Origin of the sequence: Citrobacter enshiensis, from assembly GCF_029338175.1 — a bacterium.
GTDB lineage: Bacteria > Pseudomonadota > Gammaproteobacteria > Enterobacterales > Enterobacteriaceae > Citrobacter_D > Citrobacter_D enshiensis.
Map to the genome: position 1 here is coordinate 1,201,779 of NZ_CP119862.1, position 21,744 is coordinate 1,223,522.

Annotated in this window: 13 protein-coding genes, 1 tRNA gene and 3 rRNA genes; 10 read left to right on the top strand and 7 right to left on the bottom strand. The window is 52.2% G+C overall.

Translation table 11 applies throughout. The features are described 5' to 3' along the window. The first annotated feature begins 68 nt into the window (after nucleotides 1-68). The 8 genes from rluD (at nucleotide 69) to kgtP (ending at nucleotide 11,560) form a co-directional block, all read left to right on the top strand. Nucleotides 69-1,049, top strand: coding sequence for a 23S rRNA pseudouridine(1911/1915/1917) synthase RluD (gene rluD, locus P2W74_RS05895; RefSeq protein ID WP_276294280.1), 981 nt, complete (start codon nucleotides 69-71; stop codon nucleotides 1,047-1,049). Next, entirely contained in the window at nucleotides 1,046-1,777 is a 732-nt protein-coding gene (yfiH, locus tag P2W74_RS05900; protein ID WP_276294281.1) for a purine nucleoside phosphorylase YfiH, read from the top strand. The genes rluD and yfiH overlap by 4 nt, the downstream gene beginning before the upstream one ends. Before the next feature lie 129 nt (nucleotides 1,778-1,906). After that, nucleotides 1,907-4,480 carry an ATP-dependent chaperone ClpB gene (gene clpB / locus P2W74_RS05905; protein WP_276294282.1) on the top strand — a complete coding sequence of 858 codons (2,574 nt, stop codon included), beginning with the start codon at nucleotides 1,907-1,909 and terminating at the stop codon, nucleotides 4,478-4,480. 453 nt (nucleotides 4,481-4,933) lie between these two features. Then, nucleotides 4,934-6,482 (top strand): 16S ribosomal RNA (locus tag P2W74_RS05910). An 85-nt stretch (nucleotides 6,483-6,567) separates the two neighbouring features. Next, nucleotides 6,568-6,643 (top strand) — tRNA-Glu (locus P2W74_RS05915). 216 nt (nucleotides 6,644-6,859) lie between these two features. Next, a 23S ribosomal RNA gene (locus P2W74_RS05920) occupies nucleotides 6,860-9,777 on the top strand. Between the two features lie 94 nt (nucleotides 9,778-9,871). Then, a 5S ribosomal RNA gene (gene rrf / locus P2W74_RS05925) occupies nucleotides 9,872-9,987 on the top strand. The 16S, 23S and 5S rRNA genes sit together here with 1 tRNA gene alongside, the layout of an rRNA operon. A 274-nt stretch (nucleotides 9,988-10,261) precedes the next feature. Next, nucleotides 10,262-11,560, top strand: a complete 1,299-nt coding sequence (kgtP, locus tag P2W74_RS05930; protein ID WP_276294283.1) for an alpha-ketoglutarate permease — start codon at nucleotides 10,262-10,264, stop codon at nucleotides 11,558-11,560. On the opposite strand, the gene P2W74_RS05935 is transcribed toward kgtP, so the two are convergent. The 5 genes from P2W74_RS05935 to trxC all read right to left on the bottom strand — a co-directional run bounded on the left by P2W74_RS05935 (nucleotide 11,557) and on the right by trxC (nucleotide 17,278). Further along, on the bottom strand, nucleotides 11,557-11,880 hold the full coding sequence (locus P2W74_RS05935; RefSeq protein ID WP_276294284.1) for a YfiM family lipoprotein: 324 nt from the start codon (nucleotides 11,878-11,880) through the stop codon (nucleotides 11,557-11,559). The two genes, kgtP and P2W74_RS05935, sit on opposite strands and share 4 nt — an antisense overlap. A 44-nt stretch (nucleotides 11,881-11,924) precedes the next feature. Then, a complete protein-coding gene (gene pssA / locus P2W74_RS05940) occupies nucleotides 11,925-13,280 on the bottom strand; it encodes a CDP-diacylglycerol--serine O-phosphatidyltransferase (RefSeq protein WP_276295133.1) in 1,356 nt (451 codons plus the stop codon). Nucleotides 13,281-13,394: 114 nt separating this feature from the next. Beyond that, nucleotides 13,395-16,055, bottom strand: a complete 2,661-nt coding sequence (locus tag P2W74_RS05950) for a bifunctional acetate--CoA ligase family protein/GNAT family N-acetyltransferase (RefSeq protein WP_276294285.1) — start codon at nucleotides 16,053-16,055, stop codon at nucleotides 13,395-13,397. A 35-nt stretch (nucleotides 16,056-16,090) separates the two neighbouring features. Continuing rightward, complete coding sequence (gene tapT, locus P2W74_RS05955; protein ID WP_276294286.1) at nucleotides 16,091-16,789, bottom strand: tRNA-uridine aminocarboxypropyltransferase; 699 nt, start codon at nucleotides 16,787-16,789, stop codon at nucleotides 16,091-16,093. A 69-nt stretch (nucleotides 16,790-16,858) separates the two neighbouring features. Next, nucleotides 16,859-17,278: a thioredoxin TrxC gene (trxC, locus tag P2W74_RS05960; protein WP_192613116.1), complete on the bottom strand. Its 420-nt coding sequence runs from the start codon at nucleotides 17,276-17,278 to the stop codon at nucleotides 16,859-16,861. 208 nt (nucleotides 17,279-17,486) lie between these two features. Between trxC and P2W74_RS05965 the strand changes: the two genes are divergently transcribed. After that, a complete protein-coding gene (locus P2W74_RS05965; RefSeq protein WP_276294287.1) occupies nucleotides 17,487-18,566 on the top strand; it encodes a tRNA/rRNA methyltransferase in 1,080 nt (359 codons plus the stop codon). A gap of 96 nt (nucleotides 18,567-18,662) precedes the next feature. Here the strand turns inward: P2W74_RS05965 and ung are convergent, their stop codons facing one another. Then, nucleotides 18,663-19,352, bottom strand: a complete 690-nt coding sequence (gene ung / locus P2W74_RS05970) for a uracil-DNA glycosylase (protein WP_276294288.1) — start codon at nucleotides 19,350-19,352, stop codon at nucleotides 18,663-18,665. Nucleotides 19,353-19,669: 317 nt separating this feature from the next. On the opposite strand from ung, the gene grcA reads away from it, so the two are divergent. Continuing rightward, nucleotides 19,670-20,053, top strand: a complete 384-nt coding sequence (gene grcA / locus P2W74_RS05975) for an autonomous glycyl radical cofactor GrcA (RefSeq protein ID WP_096756118.1) — start codon at nucleotides 19,670-19,672, stop codon at nucleotides 20,051-20,053. Between the two features lie 271 nt (nucleotides 20,054-20,324). Here the strand turns inward: grcA and srmB are convergent, their stop codons facing one another. Beyond that, entirely contained in the window at nucleotides 20,325-21,659 is a 1,335-nt protein-coding gene (srmB, locus tag P2W74_RS05980) for an ATP-dependent RNA helicase SrmB (RefSeq protein WP_276294289.1), read from the bottom strand. Between the last annotated feature and the right edge of the window lie 85 nt (nucleotides 21,660-21,744).

A 21,744-nucleotide genomic window follows, 5' to 3' on the forward strand; every position in this document is an offset into this window, starting at 1 on the left:
CAGCTACAATAGCACACTATATTAAACGGCAAAGCCGTAAAACCCAACGTTAAACGAAGAAGCAGTTTATGGCACAACGAGTAGAACTCACCGCAACAGTCTCCGAAAATCAGCTCGGTCAACGCTTAGATCAGGCTTTGGCCGAATTGTTCCCTGATTATTCGCGTTCACGCATAAAAGAATGGATCCTTGACCAGCGAGTGCTGGTAAATGGGCATCTTTGCGATAAACCGAAAGAAAAAGTATTGGGCGGAGAACGTGTCTCCATCAATGCTGAAATTGACGAAGAAATTCGTTTTGAAGCGCAAGATATCCCGCTGGATATCGTCTATGAAGATGACGACATTCTTGTCATCAACAAACCACGTGACTTCGTGGTGCATCCTGGTGCGGGTAATCCTGATGGCACGGTACTGAATGCGTTACTGCATTACTACCCGCCAATCGCGGATGTCCCACGTGCGGGCATTGTGCACCGTCTGGATAAAGACACCACCGGATTAATGGTGGTGGCAAAAACCATCCCGGCGCAAACGCGTCTGGTGGAGTCACTGCAGCTGCGTGAAATCACGCGTGAGTACGAAGCCGTGGCGATTGGTCATATGACTGCGGGTGGTACGGTAGAAGAACCGATCAGCCGTCATCCAACCAAACGTACGCATATGTCAGTGCATCCAATGGGTAAACCAGCGGTGACTCACTACCGTATTATGGAACACTTCCGTGTGCACACGCGTCTGCGGCTGCGTCTGGAGACCGGACGTACGCACCAGATCCGCGTGCACATGGCGCATATTACCCATCCGCTGGTGGGCGATCAGGTTTACGGCGGTCGTCCGCGTCCACCGAAAGGGGCATCGGACGAATTTATTTCTACGTTGCGTAAGTTCGATCGTCAGGCGCTGCATGCCACCATGCTGCGTCTTTATCACCCGATCTCCGGTATCGAAATGGAATGGCATGCACCGATCCCGCAGGATATGGTCGAACTCATTGAAGTGATGCGCGCTGATTTTGAAGAACATAAGGATGATGTTGCCTGGTTATGAGTACGCTAATTGTCCCGCAGTGGCCCATACCGGAAGGTGTTGTGGCCTGTAGTTCTACACGTATTGGGGGTGTCAGTTTGCCTCCTTACCATTCGCTGAATCTGGGTGCCCACTGTGGTGATAACCTGGAACATGTCGAAGAGAACCGAAAACGACTGTTTACTGCGGGCAATCTGCCTTCGAAACCGGTCTGGCTGGAGCAAGTGCACGGTAAGGATGTGCTGAAACTGACCGGTGCACCCTATGACTCTAAAAGGGCGGATGCGTCGTACAGCAATACGCCGGGCACCGTTTGCGCGGTGATGACGGCGGATTGCCTGCCCGTGCTGTTTTGTAATCGCGCCGGAACGGAAGTGGCGGCAGCCCACGCGGGATGGCGCGGATTGTGTGAAGGCGTACTGGAAGAAACGGTTGCCTGCTTTGCTGATAAACCGGCAAACATTATGGCCTGGTTAGGTCCAGCCATCGGCCCCGCAGCGTTTGAAGTAGGGCCAGACGTTCGTGACGCATTTATGGCGAAAGACGCGAAGGCGCAGGCTGCCTTTTTGCCACGCGGAGAAAAATATCTGGCGGATATTTATCAGCTTGCACGTCAACGCCTGGCGAACGTGGGGATCACCAACATTTATGGCGGCGACCGCTGCACATATAGTGAAAGTGAGACATTCTTCTCTTATCGCCGCGACAAGACCACTGGTCGGATGGCAAGTTTTATTTGGCTGATATAACCTAGAGAATCAAGACGATCCGGTTCGTGTAATTTTCTTTTCACATAATTCAGGTCATTCACCTTGAATAATTGAGGGATGACCTCATTTAATCTCCAGTAGCAATTTTGACCTGTTATGGGAGGAGTTATGCGTCTGGATCGTCTTACTAATAAATTCCAGCTTGCTCTTGCCGATGCCCAGTCACTCGCACTTGGGCACGACAACCAATTCATCGAACCTCTTCATCTAATGAGCGCCTTGCTGAATCAGGAAGGGGGATCGGTTCGTCCTTTATTAACATCTGCTGGCATTAATGCTGGCCAGTTACGCACAGCGATTGATCAAGCGCTAAGCCGTCTGCCGCAAGTGGAAGGTACCGGCGGCGACGTGCAACCGTCTCAGGATCTGGTGCGTGTACTGAATCTTTGCGACAAGCTGGCGCAAAAACGTGGGGACAACTTTATTTCGTCGGAACTGTTCGTTCTGGCGGCGCTTGAATCTCGCGGTACGCTGACCGACTTGTTGAAGTCGGCTGGGGCGACAACCGCCAATATCACTCAGGCAATTGAACAAATGCGCGGAGGTGAAAGCGTGAACGATCAAGGGGCTGAAGACCAACGCCAGGCCTTGAAAAAATACACCGTCGATCTGACCGAGCGTGCCGAACAGGGCAAACTCGATCCGGTTATCGGCCGTGATGAAGAAATTCGCCGTACCATTCAGGTGCTGCAACGCCGTACCAAAAACAACCCGGTATTAATCGGCGAGCCTGGTGTCGGTAAAACAGCGATTGTGGAAGGGCTTGCTCAGCGAATCATTAATGGTGAAGTGCCGGAAGGTTTAAAAGGCCGTCGCGTACTGGCGCTGGATATGGGTGCGCTGGTGGCCGGGGCAAAATACCGCGGTGAGTTTGAAGAACGTTTGAAAGGTGTGCTAAACGATCTCTCGAAACAGGAAGGCAACGTCATCCTGTTTATCGACGAATTGCACACCATGGTGGGCGCAGGTAAGGCCGATGGCGCAATGGACGCCGGGAACATGCTGAAACCGGCCCTGGCGCGTGGTGAACTGCACTGCGTGGGCGCGACGACGCTGGATGAGTATCGCCAGTACATCGAAAAAGATGCGGCGCTGGAACGTCGTTTCCAGAAAGTGTTTGTTGCCGAACCGTCAGTGGAAGATACCATCGCGATTCTGCGTGGCCTGAAAGAACGTTATGAGCTGCATCACCATGTGCAGATCACTGACCCGGCCATTGTGGCGGCGGCGACGCTGTCGCATCGTTATATTTCGGATCGTCAACTGCCGGATAAAGCTATCGACCTTATCGATGAGGCTGCATCCAGCATTCGTATGCAGATTGATTCCAAGCCGGAAGAGCTGGACAGACTCGATCGCCGTATCATCCAGTTAAAGCTGGAGCAGCAGGCGTTGATGAAAGAGTCTGATGAGGCGAGCAAAAAACGCCTCGATATGCTCAACGAAGAACTGGACGACAAAGAGCGTCAGTATTCGGCGCTGGAAGAAGAGTGGAAAGCCGAGAAAGCATCACTCTCCGGAACGCAAACCATTAAAGCTGAACTGGAACAGGCGAAAATCGCCATTGAACAGGCGCGTCGCGTCGGCGATCTGGCGCGGATGTCTGAACTGCAGTACGGCAAAATTCCAGAGCTGGAAAAACAGCTGGAAGCAGCGACCCAGTCTGAAGGCAAAACCATGCGCCTGTTGCGTAATAAAGTAACAGACGCGGAAATTGCCGAAGTGCTGGCGCGCTGGACCGGTATCCCGGTTGCCAGAATGCTCGAAGGCGAACGTGAAAAACTGCTGCGTATGGAACAAGATCTGCATAACCGCGTAATTGGTCAAAATGAAGCGGTTGAGGCGGTATCGAACGCGATTCGTCGTAGCCGTGCCGGTCTGGCTGACCCTAACCGTCCTATTGGTTCTTTCCTGTTCCTTGGCCCAACCGGGGTGGGGAAAACCGAACTATGCAAAGCGCTGGCGAACTTTATGTTTGATAGCGATGACGCGATGGTGCGTATCGACATGTCCGAGTTTATGGAGAAACACTCCGTGTCTCGTCTGGTCGGTGCGCCTCCGGGATATGTGGGTTATGAAGAAGGGGGCTACCTGACGGAAGCGGTACGTCGTCGTCCTTATTCCGTCATTCTGCTGGATGAAGTGGAAAAAGCGCACCCGGATGTGTTCAACATTCTGTTGCAGGTGCTCGACGACGGTCGTTTGACTGACGGGCAGGGGAGAACGGTCGACTTCCGTAATACGGTGGTCATCATGACCTCTAACCTGGGGTCTGATTTGATCCAGGAACGTTTCGGTGAACTGGATTACGGGCATATGAAAGACCTGGTGTTGGGCGTGGTCAGTCACAACTTCCGGCCGGAATTCGTTAACCGTATAGATGAAGTTGTGGTATTCCATCCGTTGGGTGAACAACACATTGCCTCTATTGCCCGGATCCAGCTGCAGCGTCTGTACAAACGTTTGGAAGAGCGTGGTTATGAAATCCACATCTCTGACGAGGCGCTTAAACTACTGAGCGTGAATGGCTACGATCCGGTCTACGGGGCACGTCCATTGAAACGTGCTATCCAGCAACAGATCGAAAACCCGCTGGCGCAGCAAATCCTGTCTGGTGAGCTGATTCCGGGAAAAACGATTCGTCTGGAAGTGAATGACGATCGCATCGTGGCAGTGCAGTAAGTCACAAAACAACAAAAACGAGCCCTGCGGGGCTCGTTTTTGTTTAAAAACCAGGCGAATATAGGCATCTACTGTGATTTTTGATGCAAAAGTAACCGGTTGATAAGTTTTTTGTATTTTTGGCTTGTCAGCCGGAAATAACTCCCTATAATGCGCCTCCACTGACACGGAACAACGGCACGTAAGCCGCCGGGTCAGCGGGGTTCCACTGAGAACCTCGTAGAGAAAAGCAAAATTAAATGCTTGACTCTGAATGAGGAAAACGTATTATACGGGACCTCGCAACGGTGAGCGAAAGCTGCGTTGCACTGCTCTTTAACAATTTATCAGACAATCTGTGTGGGCACTCGAAGATACGGATTCTTAACGTCGCAAGACGAAAAATGAATACCAAGTCTCAAGAGTGAACATACGTAATTCATTACGAAGTTTAATTCTTTGAGCATCAAACTTAAATTGAAGAGTTTGATCATGGCTCAGATTGAACGCTGGCGGCAGGCCTAACACATGCAAGTCGAACGGTAGCACAGAGAAGCTTGCTTCTTGGGTGACGAGTGGCGGACGGGTGAGTAATGTCTGGGAAACTGCCCGATGGAGGGGGATAACTACTGGGAAACCGGTAGCTAATACCGCATAATGTCGCAAGACCAAAGAGGGGGACCTTCGGGCCTCTTGCCATCGGATGTGCCCAGATGGGATTAGCTAGTAGGTGGGGTAACGGCTCACCTAGGCGACGATCCCTAGCTGGTCTGAGAGGATGACCAGCCACACTGGAACTGAGACACGGTCCAGACTCCTACGGGAGGCAGCAGTGGGGAATATTGCACAATGGGCGCAAGCCTGATGCAGCCATGCCGCGTGTATGAAGAAGGCCTTCGGGTTGTAAAGTACTTTCAGCGGGGAGGAAGGGGTTAAGGTTAATAACCTTAGCCATTGACGTTACCCGCAGAAGAAGCACCGGCTAACTCCGTGCCAGCAGCCGCGGTAATACGGAGGGTGCAAGCGTTAATCGGAATTACTGGGCGTAAAGCGCACGCAGGCGGTCTGTCAAGTCGGATGTGAAATCCCCGGGCTCAACCTGGGAACTGCATCCGAAACTGGCAGGCTAGAGTCTTGTAGAGGGGGTAGAATTCCAGGTGTACGAGGTGAAATGCGTAGAGATCTGGAGGAATACCGGTGGCGAAGGCGGCCCCCTGGACAAAGACTGACGCTCAGGTGCGAAAGCGTGGGGAGCAAACAGGATTAGATACCCAGGTAGTCCACCGCCGTAAACGATGTCGACTTGGAGGTTGTTCCCCTTGAGGAGTGGCTTCCGGAGCTAACGCGTTAAGTCGACCGCCTGGGGAGTACGGCCGCAAGGTTAAAACTCAAATGAATTGACGGGGGCCCGCACAAGCGGTGGAGCATGTGGTTTAATTCGATGCAACGCGAAGAACCTTACCTACTCTTGACATCCACGGAATTTAGCAGAGATGCTTTAGTGCCTTCGGGAACCGTGAGACAGGTGCTGCATGGCTGTCGTCAGCTCGTGTTGTGAAATGATGGGTTAAGTCCCGCAACGAGCGCAACCCTTATCCCTTTGTTGCCAGCGGTTCGGCCGAGGAACTCAAAGGAGACTGCCAGTGATAAACTGGAGGAAGGTGGGGATGACGTCAAGTCATCATGGCCCTTACGAGTAGGGCTACACACGTGCTACAATGGCATATACAAAGAGAAGCGACCTCGCGAGAGCAAGCGGACCTCATAAAGTATGTCGTAGTCCGGATCGGAGTCTGCAACTCGACTCCGTGAAGTCGGAATCGCTAGTAATCGTGGATCAGAATGCCACGGTGAATACGTTCCCGGGCCTTGTACACACCGCCCGTCACACCATGGGAGTGGGTTGCAAAAGAAGTAGGTAGCTTAACCTTCGGGAGGGCGCTTACCACTTTGTGATTCATGACTGGGGTGAAGTCGTAACAAGGTAACCGTAGGGGAACCCTGCGGTTGGATCACCTCCTTACCTTAAAGAACCTGCCTTTGTAGTGCTCACACAGATTGTCTGATGAAAAGTAAATAGCAAGGCGTCTTGCGATTGAGACTTAAGTGTCCCCTTCGTCTAGAGGCCCAGGACACCGCCCTTTCACGGCGGTAACAGGGGTTCGAATCCCCTAGGGGACGCCACTTGCTGGTTCGTGAGTGAAAGTCACCTGCCTCAGTATCTCAAAACTGACTTCCGAGTCATGTTTGAGATATTTGCTCTTTAAAAATCTGGATCAAGCTGAAAATTGAAACGACACACTGTGTCTGTTCTCCGTAATAAGAACAGATAAGCGGTGTGTTCGAGTCTCTCAAATTTTCGCAACACGATGTGTTTTACGAAACACCTTCGGGTTGTGAGGTTAAGCGACTAAGCGTACACGGTGGATGCCCTGGCAGTCAGAGGCGATGAAGGACGTGCTAATCTGCGATAAGCGTCGGTAAGGTGATATGAACCGTTATAACCGGCGATTTCCGAATGGGGAAACCCAGTGTGTTTCGACACACTATCATTACGTTGAATACATAGCGTAATGAAGCGAACCGGGGGAACTGAAACATCTAAGTACCCCGAGGAAAAGAAATCAACCGAGATTCCCCCAGTAGCGGCGAGCGAACGGGGAGCAGCCCAGAGTCTGAATCAGCATGTGTGGTAGTGGAACGGTCTGGAAAGTCCGACGGTACAGGGTGATAGTCCCGTACACAAAATCGCATGTGGTGTGAACTCGAAGAGTAGGGCGGGACACGTGGTATCCTGTCTGAATATGGGGGGACCATCCTCCAAGGCTAAATACTCCTGACTGACCGATAGTGAACCAGTACCGTGAGGGAAAGGCGAAAAGAACCCCGGCGAGGGGAGTGAAAAAGAACCTGAAACCGTGTACGTACAAGCAGTGGGAGCCTCTTTTATGGGGTGACCTGCGTACCTTTTGTATAATGGGTCAGCGACTTATATTCTGTAGCAAGGTTAACCGAATAGGGGAGCCGAAGGGAAACCGAGTCTTAACTGGGCGTTAAGTTGCAGGGTATAGACCCGAAACCCGGTGATCTTAGCCATGGGCAGGTTGAAGGTTGGGTAACACTAACTGGAGGACCGAACCGACTAATGTTGAAAAATTAGCGGATGACTTGTGGCTGGGGGTGAAAGGCCAATCAAACCGGGAGATAGCTGGTTCTCCCCGAAAGCTATTTTAGGTAGCGCCTCGTGAACTCATCTTCGGGGGTAGAGCACTGTTTCGGCTAGGGGGTCATCCCGACTTACCAACCCGATGCAAACTGCGAATACCGAAGAATGTTATCACGGGAGACACACGGCGGGTGCTAACGTCCGTCGTGAAGAGGGAAACAACCCAGACCGCCAGCTAAGGTCCCAAAGTCATGGTTAAGTGGGAAACGATGTGGGAAGGCACAGACAGCCAGGATGTTGGCTTAGAAGCAGCCATCATTTAAAGAAAGCGTAATAGCTCACTGGTCGAGTCGGCCTGCGCGGAAGATGTAACGGGGCTAAACCATGCACCGAAGCTGCGGCAGCGACACTATGTGTTGTTGGGTAGGGGAGCGTTCTGTAAGCCGTTGAAGGTGGCCTGTGGAGGGTTGCTGGAGGTATCAGAAGTGCGAATGCTGACATAAGTAACGATAAAGCGGGTGAAAAGCCCGCTCGCCGGAAGACCAAGGGTTCCTGTCCAACGTTAATCGGGGCAGGGTGAGTCGACCCCTAAGGCGAGGCCGAAAGGCGTAGTCGATGGGAAACAGGGTTAATATTCCTGTACTTGGTGTTACTGCGAAGGGGGGACGGAGAAGGCTATGTTAGCCGGGCGACGGTTGTCCCGGTTTAAGCATGTAGGCGGAACGATTAGGTAAATCCGGTCGTTTATTAACGCTGAGGTGTGATGACGAGGCACTACGGTGCTGAAGTAACAAATGCCCTGCTTCCAGGAAAAGCCTCTAAGCATCAGGTAACACAAAATCGTACCCCAAACCGACACAGGTGGTCAGGTAGAGAATACCAAGGCGCTTGAGAGAACTCGGGTGAAGGAACTAGGCAAATGGTGCCGTAACTTCGGGAGAAGGCACGCTGATATGTAGGTGAAACGACTTGCTCGTGGAGCTGAAATCAGTCGAAGATACCAGCTGGCTGCAACTGTTTATTAAAAACACAGCACTGTGCAAACACGAAAGTGGACGTATACGGTGTGACGCCTGCCCGGTGCCGGAAGGTTAATTGATGGGGTTATCCGTAAGGAGAAGCTCTTGATCGAAGCCCCGGTAAACGGCGGCCGTAACTATAACGGTCCTAAGGTAGCGAAATTCCTTGTCGGGTAAGTTCCGACCTGCACGAATGGCGTAATGATGGCCAGGCTGTCTCCACCCGAGACTCAGTGAAATTGAACTCGCTGTGAAGATGCAGTGTACCCGCGGCAAGACGGAAAGACCCCGTGAACCTTTACTATAGCTTGACACTGAACACTGGTCCTTGATGTGTAGGATAGGTGGGAGGCTTTGAAGTGTGGACGCCAGTCTGCATGGAGCCAACCTTGAAATACCACCCTTTAATGGCTGGTGTTCTAACGTAGACCCGTAATCCGGGTTGCGGACAGTGTCTGGTGGGTAGTTTGACTGGGGCGGTCTCCTCCTAAAGAGTAACGGAGGAGCACGAAGGTTAGCTAATCCTGGTCGGACATCAGGAGGTTAGTGCAAAGGCATAAGCTAGCTTGACTGCGAGAGTGACGGCTCGAGCAGGTGCGAAAGCAGGTCTTAGTGATCCGGTGGTTCTGAATGGAAGGGCCATCGCTCAACGGATAAAAGGTACTCCGGGGATAACAGGCTGATACCGCCCAAGAGTTCATATCGACGGCGGTGTTTGGCACCTCGATGTCGGCTCATCACATCCTGGGGCTGAAGTAGGTCCCAAGGGTATGGGCTGTTCGCCATTTAAAGTGGTACGCGAGCTGGGTTTAGAACGTCGTTGAGACAGTTCGGTCCCCTATCTGCCGTGGGCGCTGGAGAATTGAGGGGGGCTGCTCCTAGTACGAGAGGACCGGAGTGGAACGCATCACTGGTGTTCGGGTTGTCATGCCAATGGCATTGCCCGGTAGCTAAATGCGGAAGGAGATAAGTGCTGAAAGCATCTAAGCACGAAACTTGCCCCGAGATGAGTTCTCCCTGAGACAATAAGTCTCCTGAAGGAACGTTGAAGACTACGACGTTGATAGGCTGGGTGTGTAAGTGTAGCGATACATTGAGCTAACCAGTACTAATGAACCGTGAGGCTTAACCTTACAACGCCAAAGGTGTTTTGGCGAAGAGACATCAGATTCAGCTTGATACAGATTACATCGACAGACCGTAAGGTGTGTTGATAAACAGAATTTGCCTGGCGGCTGTAGCGCGGTGGTCCCACCTGACCCCATGCCGAACTCAGAAGTGAAACGCCGTAGCGCCGATGGTAGTGTGGGGTCTCCCCATGCGAGAGTAGGGAACTGCCAGGCATCAGACAAGTGAAGAAGCCCATCCTGACGGATGGGCTTTTTTGCGTCTGCGCTCTGTGAAAAATGCCGGATAGCGTCGTTTGCACGCCTTATCCGGCCTGCGGGTTATTGCATCCTGTTCTGGCTTATACCCCTAAATCGTTGGCCTGCTAATTAAAAGCTAGATTCCTGTCACATATTTATATATAACAACTATATAACATTTTGTTCACTTCAGGTGACAATAATAAGCGCCGATATTCTCGGTTCGATCTTTGGCAGGAGTACAATTCTAATGACTGAAAGCAGTGTAACTGCGAGCGGGTCGCTTACAAGCAGCGATACCCGTCGCCGCGTATGGGCTATTGTGGGGGCATCATCCGGGAATCTGGTCGAATGGTTTGATTTCTATGTGTACTCGTTCTGCTCTCTCTATTTTGCCCACATTTTCTTCCCATCAGGAAACACGACGACTCAGCTTTTACAAACTGCCGGCGTTTTTGCCGCAGGGTTTCTGATGCGCCCTATCGGCGGATGGTTATTTGGTCGAATTGCCGATAAACACGGTCGTAAAAAATCGATGCTGTTGTCGGTTTGTATGATGTGCATGGGATCGCTCGTGATCGCCTGCTTGCCCGGCTATGAGACCATTGGCACCTGGGCTCCGGCGCTTTTGTTACTGGCTCGTTTGTTTCAAGGCTTGTCTGTTGGCGGGGAGTACGGAACCAGTGCAACCTATATGAGTGAAGTAGCCGTAGAAGGCCGTAAAGGGTTTTATGCCTCATTCCAGTATGTCACGTTGATCGGCGGACAACTTCTGGCATTGTTGGTTGTTGTGGTTCTCCAGCAAACACTGGATGATGCCGATCTAAGAGCATGGGGCTGGCGTATACCATTTGCGTTAGGTGCGGCATTGGCCATTGTCGCGTTGTGGTTACGTCGCCAACTGGATGAAACTTCTCAGCAAGAAACACGCGCACTGAAAGAGGCGGGTTCTTTGAAGGGATTATGGCGTAACCGTAAAGCGTTCATGATGGTGCTGGGTTTTACGGCCGCTGGTTCGCTCTGTTTCTACACCTTCACAACGTATATGCAGAAGTATCTGGTCAATACCGCCGGAATGCATGCCAATGTGGCAAGCGGAATTATGACGGCGGCATTGTTCGTGTTTATGCTCATTCAGCCTTTGATTGGCGCGCTATCGGATAAAATCGGGCGCCGGACGTCGATGTTATGTTTTGGCTCTCTGGCCGCTATTTTTACTGTGCCAATTCTCTCGGCATTACAGAACGTAACTTCGCCTTATGCCGCCTTTGGACTGGTCATGTGCGCGTTGCTCATCGTGAGTTTCTACACGTCAATTAGCGGGATCCTGAAAGCCGAGATGTTCCCGGCACAGGTTCGTGCGTTAGGCGTTGGTCTTTCTTATGCCGTGGCGAATGCGTTGTTCGGGGGGTCTGCTGAATATGTTGCGTTGTCGCTGAAGTCCATTGGTATGGAGACGTCATTCTTCTGGTACGTTACGGCTATGGCTGTCGTGGCATTTTTTGTTTCGTTGATGCTGCACCGTAAAGGCAAAGGTCTGCGCCTTTAGTTGTGGGCCATTTGCCAGACGGCGTAACCTGTGGTTGCGCCTGCAATATCCCAGACAAAATCTTTCCAGCTCCAGCCGCTCCCTTCGGGGCGGCTGTCCCACCATTCTTTTGATGCGCCAAGGCCAATAGAAAACATCAAACCGAATGCAGCACTGCGATCGCGGCTCATTCCCTGGTGTTGAGCATATTCATTTCCTGCGGCTGAGAGCATAGCTGAAGCGATAAAATGTTGCGCTTTATCCTGCCCGCTCCAGCGGTCATTCGCCATATGGCTACAGCCGGTAAGAAGCAGAACAGCAATAAGGATAAAGAAGCGCACCGACACCTCCACAGGAAAAACCCCGTCACAGGACGGGGTTTTGTTTACAGAATACGGCTAATTAATTTGTCGATTCGAATGCGGCGTAGTCGACGGATCAGCTTGCGGACTTTAACGGGGTAGTCAGCAATACTCTGCAGGTCGCGATAATGCTTAACAATCGTGGTATGCGTGCGGATAAGCTCCAGCTCTTTCTCACGCTGAGGTGCTAACTCCTGTTTTGGATCGTGGATCAAAATCGCGTTTTCAAGATCCAGACGCCAGGCCCGAGGATTCAGGTTGTTACCGGTGATGAGCATCCATTTGTCATCGACCCACATCCCTTTCAGATGATAGGTATTGTCGTCATCCTTCCACAGGCGCACAACGAGTTGATCGGTATTAACGTAATACTGCAGGCGGCTCAGGAAGCGACGCAGGTTAATCTCGTAAAGATAAGGAAGCGCGCCGATGATTTTGAACGGTTCATTCTCGGGGATGAAAAAGTCGTTCGCCGTTTTATCACCGACAATGATCTCGACCTTTTTGCCATCACGCAGTAACTGAATAATGCTGCGCACCAGAACTGCAGGCAGGTTGAAATAAGGCGTACAAATAGTGAGCTTGTGCTCCGTGCACGGCATAAGATGGAAAATCGTCTTGTTCAGCAGACTGGATTTTCCTAATCCGACCAGTGGCGTCACGGACAGCTGTTCGTTATCGGCATCTCCCTGGAAATGGTATGACGCATCGCGTAGCTCCTGGCGGAACAAACGGATGTCATTTTTAATCTCAGGGCTTTTCGGACGATGCATATCATCCAGACGGTTCACGCCACGGCCGTTCATCAAATTCTGAGTGACCCACTCATACATGATGTCCACCATTTGCGCATTGCGAATGAGCTGATAACGGTCGTAACGGTATTTATCATGTTGATGCAGATAAACATCGTTCAGGCTGGCGCCGCTATAGATGACGCTGTCATCGATAATAAAGCCTTTAAAATGCAGGACGCCAAGTGCTTCACGCGTGTTAACCGGTACGCCGTAGACCGGAATCTCGATACCGGGATTTTCTTGCGCCATTCGGCAATACCAGTCAGCGTTGGTGTTGGACGCTGCTGCGCCAATACGCCCACGCTGCGCACGATGCCAGTCGACAAGCACCCGGACATCCAGCTCAGGACGCTGCCGTTTAGCCGCATAAAGCGCGTCGAGTATGCCCTTGCCGCCATCATCCTGTTCAAGATACAGGGCAATAATGCAAATACGTCGTGTCGCGCTGGCTATTTTCTCCAGCAGAGTCTCCCTGAAATTAGCGGGAGCATAAAAGAAATCTACATCATCAACTGACTGAGAAATCTTAGGTAGTTGGGCAAGGTGTTGTTGATGTTTATTACGCTTAAATTTTGACAACATCACAGTGCATTTCTTCTCTGTTCATTGAAGGGTCCTCTGTACTATGCAGACGACATAAGCGGGCAATGATAACATCAGTACCCGTTAAAGTGGTCAACATTTCCAGTACCTTACTCACGATTCCTCATATTGGGCAAGATTAAGCGTTAGCCCAACAATCCCGTCTTCGAGCTGGATATCAACCTCAAACCCGAGCTTTCTGGCCAGTGCCACCATGCCGCGATTGTTTGGCATCGTAATACCATTGAGGCGTCTCAGTCCGTGATCCCGAGTATAAGCAATCAATTTTTCCATTAATCGACGACCCAAACCTAATCCCTTGAGATCTGAGCGCACCAGTACAGCAAACTCAGCATCGATATTATCCGGGTCGGAGATCGCGCGCGTAACGCCGAGGATCTCCTCAGTGCGATCATGACGACGTACGGCGACAAATGCCATTTCCCGATCGTAGTCGATCTGCGTCATGTTGGCTAAATCTTCATGGGTGAATTCGTTGATCTCGCTAAAATAACGATAATAAAGATCTTCTTTTGTGACCTGGGAAATGAACTGCTGAAGCTGCGGTTCATCCTCAGGGAGAATAGGGCGGAACAGGCAACGTTCGCCATTTTTCATCTCCACCCACTCTTCGAGATGTTGCGGATAAGGACGTACAGCAAGCCGGCTTTCGTTATCACCTTCGAAAGGGGCGATATCCAGCGTCACATCAAGCGCCGTGAATTCGTCAGCGGATGCGAGCAACGGATGGATATCCAGACGCTGAATTTCCGGGCAATCGACGATCAGGTTCGACACCTGCACCAGCAACTGACTTAAACCTGCGACATCCAGCGGACGTAGCGCGCTCCGACCGCGGATTTTTTTATTTTTTATTCCCTGAATCACTAAATAGCGTGCCAGATTCATGTTTAGCGGCGGCAGCGCAACGACAGCCTGCTCTTCAGGACGCCACTCCATGCCACCTTCGCCAAGCATAATCAGAGGACCAAATACCGGATCGTGTTCCACCACCACACGCAACTCTTGCGCACCCGCACGGTTGGCCATGCTTTGTACCAACAGTCCGTGGATCCGCGCCTGCGGCCAGGCCATTTTTACACGATCAAATATGGCATTGGCGGCCTGCTGAACTTCATTTGCCGTACGCAGGTACAGCATTACCCCCTGAACTTCAGACTTATGCGGAATATCCGGAGAGCGCAGTTTTAACGCAACCGGATAGCCAATTTGTTCCGCGATATGCACGGCTTCCGCACTGTCACTGGCAATCCAGGTCGGCAACGTCTGCAAGCCGTAGGCCTGCAGAATAGGCTGAACTTCATGGGTATCCAGTGACGTTGCACCGTCATCAATGGCCTGCTGCAGTAGCTTGTGCGCCTCTGTCGTATTTGACGTCAGGTTTGTCGGTAGTGCTGGCGTTTCCCGCAGTTGCTTCTGGTTCCGGCGGTATTCGACCATGTGCATAAAGGCCGTAATCGTGCCTTCCGGCGTACGATAGGTGGGCAGTCCCGCTTCGCTGAACAATTTGCGAGCTTCCTGAGAGGAGAATTCGCCACACCAGTTGGTCAGCAACGAAACGTATTTCCCTCTGGGATGATGCTTCACCGCTTCAATCAGCGCGTGAGCGTTTTCGGTTCCCGGGGCGACGGCGCTGGGGGAGTGGATCACCATCAATGCATCGAAATCCTGGCTGGCCAGCAAAATGTCCACCGTTTTGACAAAATGATCGCTGCTGGCGTCATCACACAGATTCAATGGGTTAGCGATGTTGACGTGGTCAGGCAGCGCTTCTCTCAGTTTGCTGCATGTCTCTTCGCTCAACGTGGCTAATTTGCCATTACGTGACCAAAGCTCATCCAGCGCCAGGGCGGCAGGGGCTGCGCCATTACTGATGATCATCAGCCTGTCACCGCGCAGTGGGCGCATGTGGCTTAAGGTTTCGACCGCAGAGAAGAGTTCGTGGGTATCCCGGACGCGCAACAACCCCGCACGCTGAATCGCGGCATCCCATGCGGGGTCCATTCCCGCGCTGGTGTTGAGTAAACGCTGAGCTGCCGGACTACGGCCACTTTTAATGACCAGAATCGGTTTATTACGCGACGCGCTACGGGCGGCAGAAACAAAGCGCCGGGCATCGCTTAAATGTTCAAGGTAAAGCAGGATTGCGCTGGTCTTGCTGTCTCGCGCAAGGTAGTCCAGCAATTCATCAACATCAATATCCAGACTGTCGCCTAGCGCGATAAAGTAGGAAAAGCCCATTTCCCGCTGCTGCGCCCAGTCCAGAATGGTATTGGAGACTGCCGCTGACTGCGAAATAAACGCGAGCTTGCCGCGCTTAATCGGCACAGGCGAGAAACTGGCGTTCAGGCCCTGCCAGGGGGCCAGTAATCCCAGACTATTCGGGCCAAGAAGCCGCATGTTGAAACGTCGGGCGCAGGACTGAAGCTCAGCATGCTGAGACGCTGGAGCCGACAAAATAATGCAGGTTTTGCACCCTTTCTCTCCCAGCGCCTCCAGTAGAGCAAGATTGCGGCTGGCATTGGTACAAAGGACCGCGAGATCGGGCGTAAAAGGCAGGCTGGCAATATCGGGCCAGGCAAGAACGCCTAAAACCGCCTTCCAGGTGGGCGTCACCGGCAGGACGGGACCGTTGAAGCCTCCGGCCAGCAGGTTACGCATCATCAGATAGCCCGCCCGGTGGGGCTTCATTGACGCGCCAATCACCGCAATAGATTTTGGTCGCAGTAGCGCTTCCAGACCACGCTGACTCATATCGGCTTCCTTATGTCACCAGTGACCGAATGATTTTAAACGCTTTCTGATGAGTCTGCTGTGACGCTCCCTTGATGTTGCGTTTTTCCTGCCAGGTAACGCGTTTTAAAGCGAGAGAAGTGTTCGCCCAGGCTGCTTGCTGCTTTGGCGTCGCCAGCCAGATCCAGCAGCGCAATGGCCACTTCGGCGGTGCAGTATTGCCCCTGTGCATGGACTTCGCGCAGGTGGTAAGCGGAAAGCCGTGATAGATCGACTGAAATCACCGGCAGGTTGTCGAGATAAGGGCTCTTACGAAACATTTTACGCGCTTCCGGCCAGGTTCCGTCGAGCATAATAAAGAGCGGTGGTTTGCCTGTGGGGGGAGTGAAAATCACCTCACGCTCTTCATCTGCATAGGAGGCAGGAAACACCACCATCGGTTGATAATCCGGGTTTTTCACCAGATCGAGCAGCGCCTGAGGCGGTTCTGTGCGCGACCACTGAAATGCGGTGGTATCGGGTAAAATATCCGCAATTAAACGCCCCGTATTGCTGGGCTTCATCGGCTCGGTATCAAACATCACCAGACAAAAGCGACTTTTCGCTTGCGAAGGGGTTAGCGTATCGCACAGGCATTGTTTCAATGGCAGCAGGCATCGCTGACAGCGACGAATGCGGTTACCTCTGGCAAGAAAAGGACGCGTGGCGCGCGCGAGGCGTTCGGCGCGTAACTGGAGAACAGCGTTATCAGTCATGGGAGAATGCGTTGAAAAACGCTATTGTCGCAGAGGTGAAAACGGGGCACAAGATGCGCCCCGGAGAGATTACAGCGATTCGTTAAGCCAGCTATCAAAAGGGGCTTTTGGCACTGCGCCATTCAGCATATCGACAACTTCGCCTTTCTTGAAAATCATGATGGTTGGGATACTACGAATGCCAAAACGGGCGCTCAGTTCACGTTCCGCTTCCGTATTCACTTTTACAAAGCGAACTTTGCCGCTACGCTCTTCGGCGACATCTTCAAAGATCGGGGCAAAATTACGGCATGGACCGCACCACGGTGCCCAGAAATCAACCACCACAGGGAGATCGTCCTTCAGCAGTTTATCCAGCGTTTCACCGGTCGCATTGATCACTTCTCCGTCAAACAGGTCGTGACCACAGCGTCCGCATTTTGCCGCTTCCTCAATACGATCATCGGGAATGCGGTTGATAGCCTGGCAGCTGGTACAAACGGTATTCATAACTAACCTCTGGAAGAGTAGGGCAGACTTCCCGACAATCACGTCGGTATGTTTCTATTATGTTACATATTATCGGGGAGACTGTTTTAAACAACAATGTGTTTTATTCGATGAGTACAATAGTCATTAGCTTTTAAATGAAATAATGGCTAACCGATGGCACATCAGGTAATCTGCGCGCTTCGCGCAGCGCAGGTGGAGAAAAGAAATGAGCGACGAACTGAAGAACAAAAACGGCAAGGTCAAAGTGATGTACGTCCGCAGTGACGATGACTCGGACAAACGCACCCAAAATCCACGTACTGGTAAAGGCGGCGGTCGCCCCGGTACTTCCCGAGCCGAAGGCGGTCGTCGCCCTGCCCGTGATGACAGAAAGGGTCCGAACAGCGATCGCGGCCGTGAACGTGGTCGTGACCGCGATGTTGAACGCGACCGTAAACGTGAAGACTCACCGTGGCGTACGGTTTCCCGTGCCCCGGGCGATGAAACGACGGAAAAAGCCGATCACGGCGGAATCAGCGGCAAAAGTTTTATCGATCCTGAAGTATTGCGCCGCCAACGTGCGGAAGAGACCCGCGTCTACGGCGAGAATGCCTGTCAGGCTCTGTTCCAGAGCCGTCCGGATGCGATTGTTCGTGCCTGGTTTATTCAGAGCGTGACCCCGCGTTTTAAAGAAGCGCTGCGCTGGATGGCGGCAAACCGCAAAGCTTATCACGTGGTTGACGAAGCGGAACTGGCGAAAGCCTCGGGTACGGAACACCACGGCGGCGTCTGTTTCCTGATCAAAAAACGCAATGGTACGACGGTTAAGCAGTGGGTAGGTCAGGCGGGGGCGCAGGATTGTGTGCTGGCGCTGGAAGATATTGCTAACCCGCACAACCTCGGCGGTATGATGCGTAGTTGTGCGCACTTTGGCGTGAAAGGCGTCGTGGTGCAGGATGCAGCACTGCTGGAGTCTGGTGCGGCGATCCGTACTGCTGAAGGTGGCGCAGAGCATGTGCAACCGATCACGGGCGACAGCCTGGTTGACGTGCTGGATGATTTCCGTCAGGCGGGTTACACCGTGGTCACGACGTCCAGCGCTCAGGGTAAACCGCTGTTTGCTACCGCACTGCCTGAGAAAATGGTGCTGGTGCTAGGTCGTGAACGCGACGCCTTGCCGGAAGCAGCACTTTCTGCAGACGACCTGTGCGTTGCGATTGACGGTACGGGTAATGTTGACACGCTCAACGTCTCAGTGGCGACAGGTGTGTTGCTTGCTGAGTGGTGGCGTCAAAACAAAGCGTAATTGCGCTTTGTGTGTTAGCCGGATAAGGCGCTTGCGCTGCCATCCGGCGATGTGCCCGGTGGCGCGATGCTTACCGGGCTCACAACCTGCAATACGTTATTCACTCTTCTCCGGTACCACGGGCATCCAGTCAATTGGCTTTTCGCCACGCTGTTCCAGCCACTGATTTGTCAGAACAAAGTGATTGCTGCCAAAGAAACCACGATGCGCGGACAGCGGCGACGGATGTGGCGCTTTCAACACGTGGTGACGCTGTGTGTCAATAATGGCGCCTTTCTTCTGCGCGTGTGAACCCCAGAGTAAAAACACCACCCCTTCCCGATGTTCATTGATCAGACTGATGACCTTATCGGTGAATGTTTCCCAGCCGAGGCTGGCGTGTGAATGCGCCTGGCCCGCCCGCACGGTTAGCACGGTATTGAGCAGCAACACGCCCTGACGCGCCCAACTTTCCAGATAACCATGCGCGGGGCGCGTAAAGCCTGGTATTGAGGCCTCCAGCTCTTTATACATATTTAACAGCGACGGAGGTGTGGCGATCCCAGGAAGCACTGAGAAGGCAAGGCCATGCGCCTGTCCGGGGCCATGATAAGGGTCTTGCCCCAGAATCACGACTTTAACATCACCCAGCTCAGTGAAGCGGAACGCATTGAAGACGTCCTTTTGCGGCGGATAAATCGTCATTCCTGACTGACGTTCTCCAGCGACGGTATGTAGCGTGTTAACAAAGTAAGGCTGCTGTTTTTCATCAGCCAGTACGTCATGCCAGGTTAATTCGGTGGCCATCTCGCTCTCCTGCGAATTTTTCAATGCGCCTAGCTTAACTGCTTCTTTCTATGGTGCAAAATTCTGCATGCCGCAAAGCCGACCTTCCGCTAAAGAATGTTGAAAATTTATGTAAAAAGTTTATCGATGTATGGGATGTAAGTTGATGTAAAACAATAAAATCCACCCATCACCCTTTTCATGGTGTGGTTTTTATTGATTTAAATCAAAGAATCAAGGGTGTGTGAGGGGTATATATACACTCAAGCAACAATGGTTTTACCAATTGGCCGTGATAGGCCAACCGAAATCAAATAATTTTGCCGGGGAGGCATCACATGATTACAGGTATCCAGATTACTAAAGCTGCTAACGACGACCTGCTGAACTCTTTCTGGCTGCTGGACAGCGAAAAAGGCGAAGCACGCTGCATCGTTGCGAAAGCAGGTTTCTCAGCAGATGAAGTCGTTGCCGTAAGCAAACTGGGCGAAATCGAATACCGTGAAGTTCCGGTAGACGTGCAACCGGAAGTTCGCGTGGAAGGCGGTCAGCACCTGAACGTTAACGTTCTGCGTCGCGAAACACTGGAAGATGCAGTTAAGCATCCGGAAAAATATCCGCAGCTGACCATCCGTGTTTCTGGCTATGCCGTGCGTTTTAACTCTCTGACGCCAGAACAGCAGCGCGACGTTATCGCTCGTACCTTTACTGAGAGCCTGTAAGGCTCACGGGGGAATCCCCCAGTAATCCGATAATCAAAAGCGGAAGATGCAAGTGCATCTTCCGCTTTTTGCATTCCATCAGTAAAAAATCCGCGCGGCGTAGTAGACCAACAGCATTAAAGAACTGCCATTCAATACGACATTGCTTTCAATCATGGGCACCCTACGGGAAAAGCCGTCAGCCCGGCAATACAGATTTTTATGGCGTGCGTCGAGGCGTGTTTTGCCGCAGAAGATAAAAAAATGCCGGGCTAAATAACCCGGCGATTTTTTACTCTTCGCTCGTCTGCGGTGGCGTACCCGCGCTGGCAGGCTTGCGGCGCTTGCCGATATTTTTAGCGTCACGGTGACGTTTCTTCACACGTGGCTTCTCTTTGTCTTTCTCTTTTTTCTTCTCAGCGCGTTTAGCCAGCACTTTTTTAGACGGCTTACCGGTCAATTTCTCACTCGGCACACGCGTTGTCGGGCGAAGTTCATCAATGACACGCGCTTTCAGCGGTTCTTCAATGTAGCGACCGATCTTTAACAGCAGCAGATGATCGTGAGCTTCGACCAGAGAAATGGCGGTACCTTTGCGACCGGCGCGGCCTGTACGGCCGATACGGTGCAGATAGGTATCTCCACTGCGCGGCATATCAAAGTTAATGACGTGACTAACGTCAGGAATATCGATACCGCGCGCGGCAACGTCGGTGGCAACCAGTACGTTAACACGGCCGTCGGTGAGTCGCTTAATGCCTTCGTTGCGTTTGATCTGCGGCATCTCGCCTTCGAGATAGCAGTTGTTGATCCCTGCGGTACGCAGCATCCCGGCAAGCTCGTGTACGCGCTCGCGCTTACGCACAAACACGATAGTACGTGTGGCATCGTCCTGTTTTAGCAGGTGCTTCAACAGTTCGACTTTATGCTCTAAATTATCGGCACGGTAATACCATTGATGGATCTTTTTGCGCTCGCGAGTGGAAGGCGTGGCAGAGACTTCAACCGGTTCTTTCAGCAGGCGCTCAGCAAAATCTTTAATGGCTTCGCCTTCAAGCGTAGCGGAGAACAGCATCGTCTGATTACGCCAGCGTGTTTCCCCAGCGATATGTTCAATATCCTGAGCAAAACCCATGTCCACCATACGATCGGCTTCGTCGAGGATCAAGGTTTCGACGGCGCGGCAGTCGAAGTTTTCTTCTTTAATATACTGCAGCAGGCGACCGGTGGTGGCGACCACGATGTCCTGGTTTTCGCTAAACACTTCTGCGTGGTTCATGTATGCCACGCCCCCGGTGATGGTTGCGATATCCAGATGGGTGTTTTTCGCCAGTTCACGGGCGTGATCGGCAACCTGCATCGCCAGTTCGCGGGTCGGCGTCAGAATCAAAATTCGCGGCGGACCAGATTTTTTGCGCGGGAAGTCGAGCAGGTGCTGCAACGCTGGCAGCAGATATGCCGCCGTTTTACCGGTGCCTGTTGGCGCAGAACCGAGTACATCACGGCCATCGAGCGCAGGCGGAATGGCGGCAGCCTGAATGGCGGTCGGGCGAGTGAAACCTTTATCCTGGAGAGCTTCCAGCAGGCTTTCATCGAGTTCAAGTTCGGAAAAAGTCGTTACAGTCATGTTCTACCTCTGTGTGGGGCGCTGATTATAGACGTTACGGCTGCAATCTTCATCTGTTTGTATGGATATCGCTTCTCAGGTATTG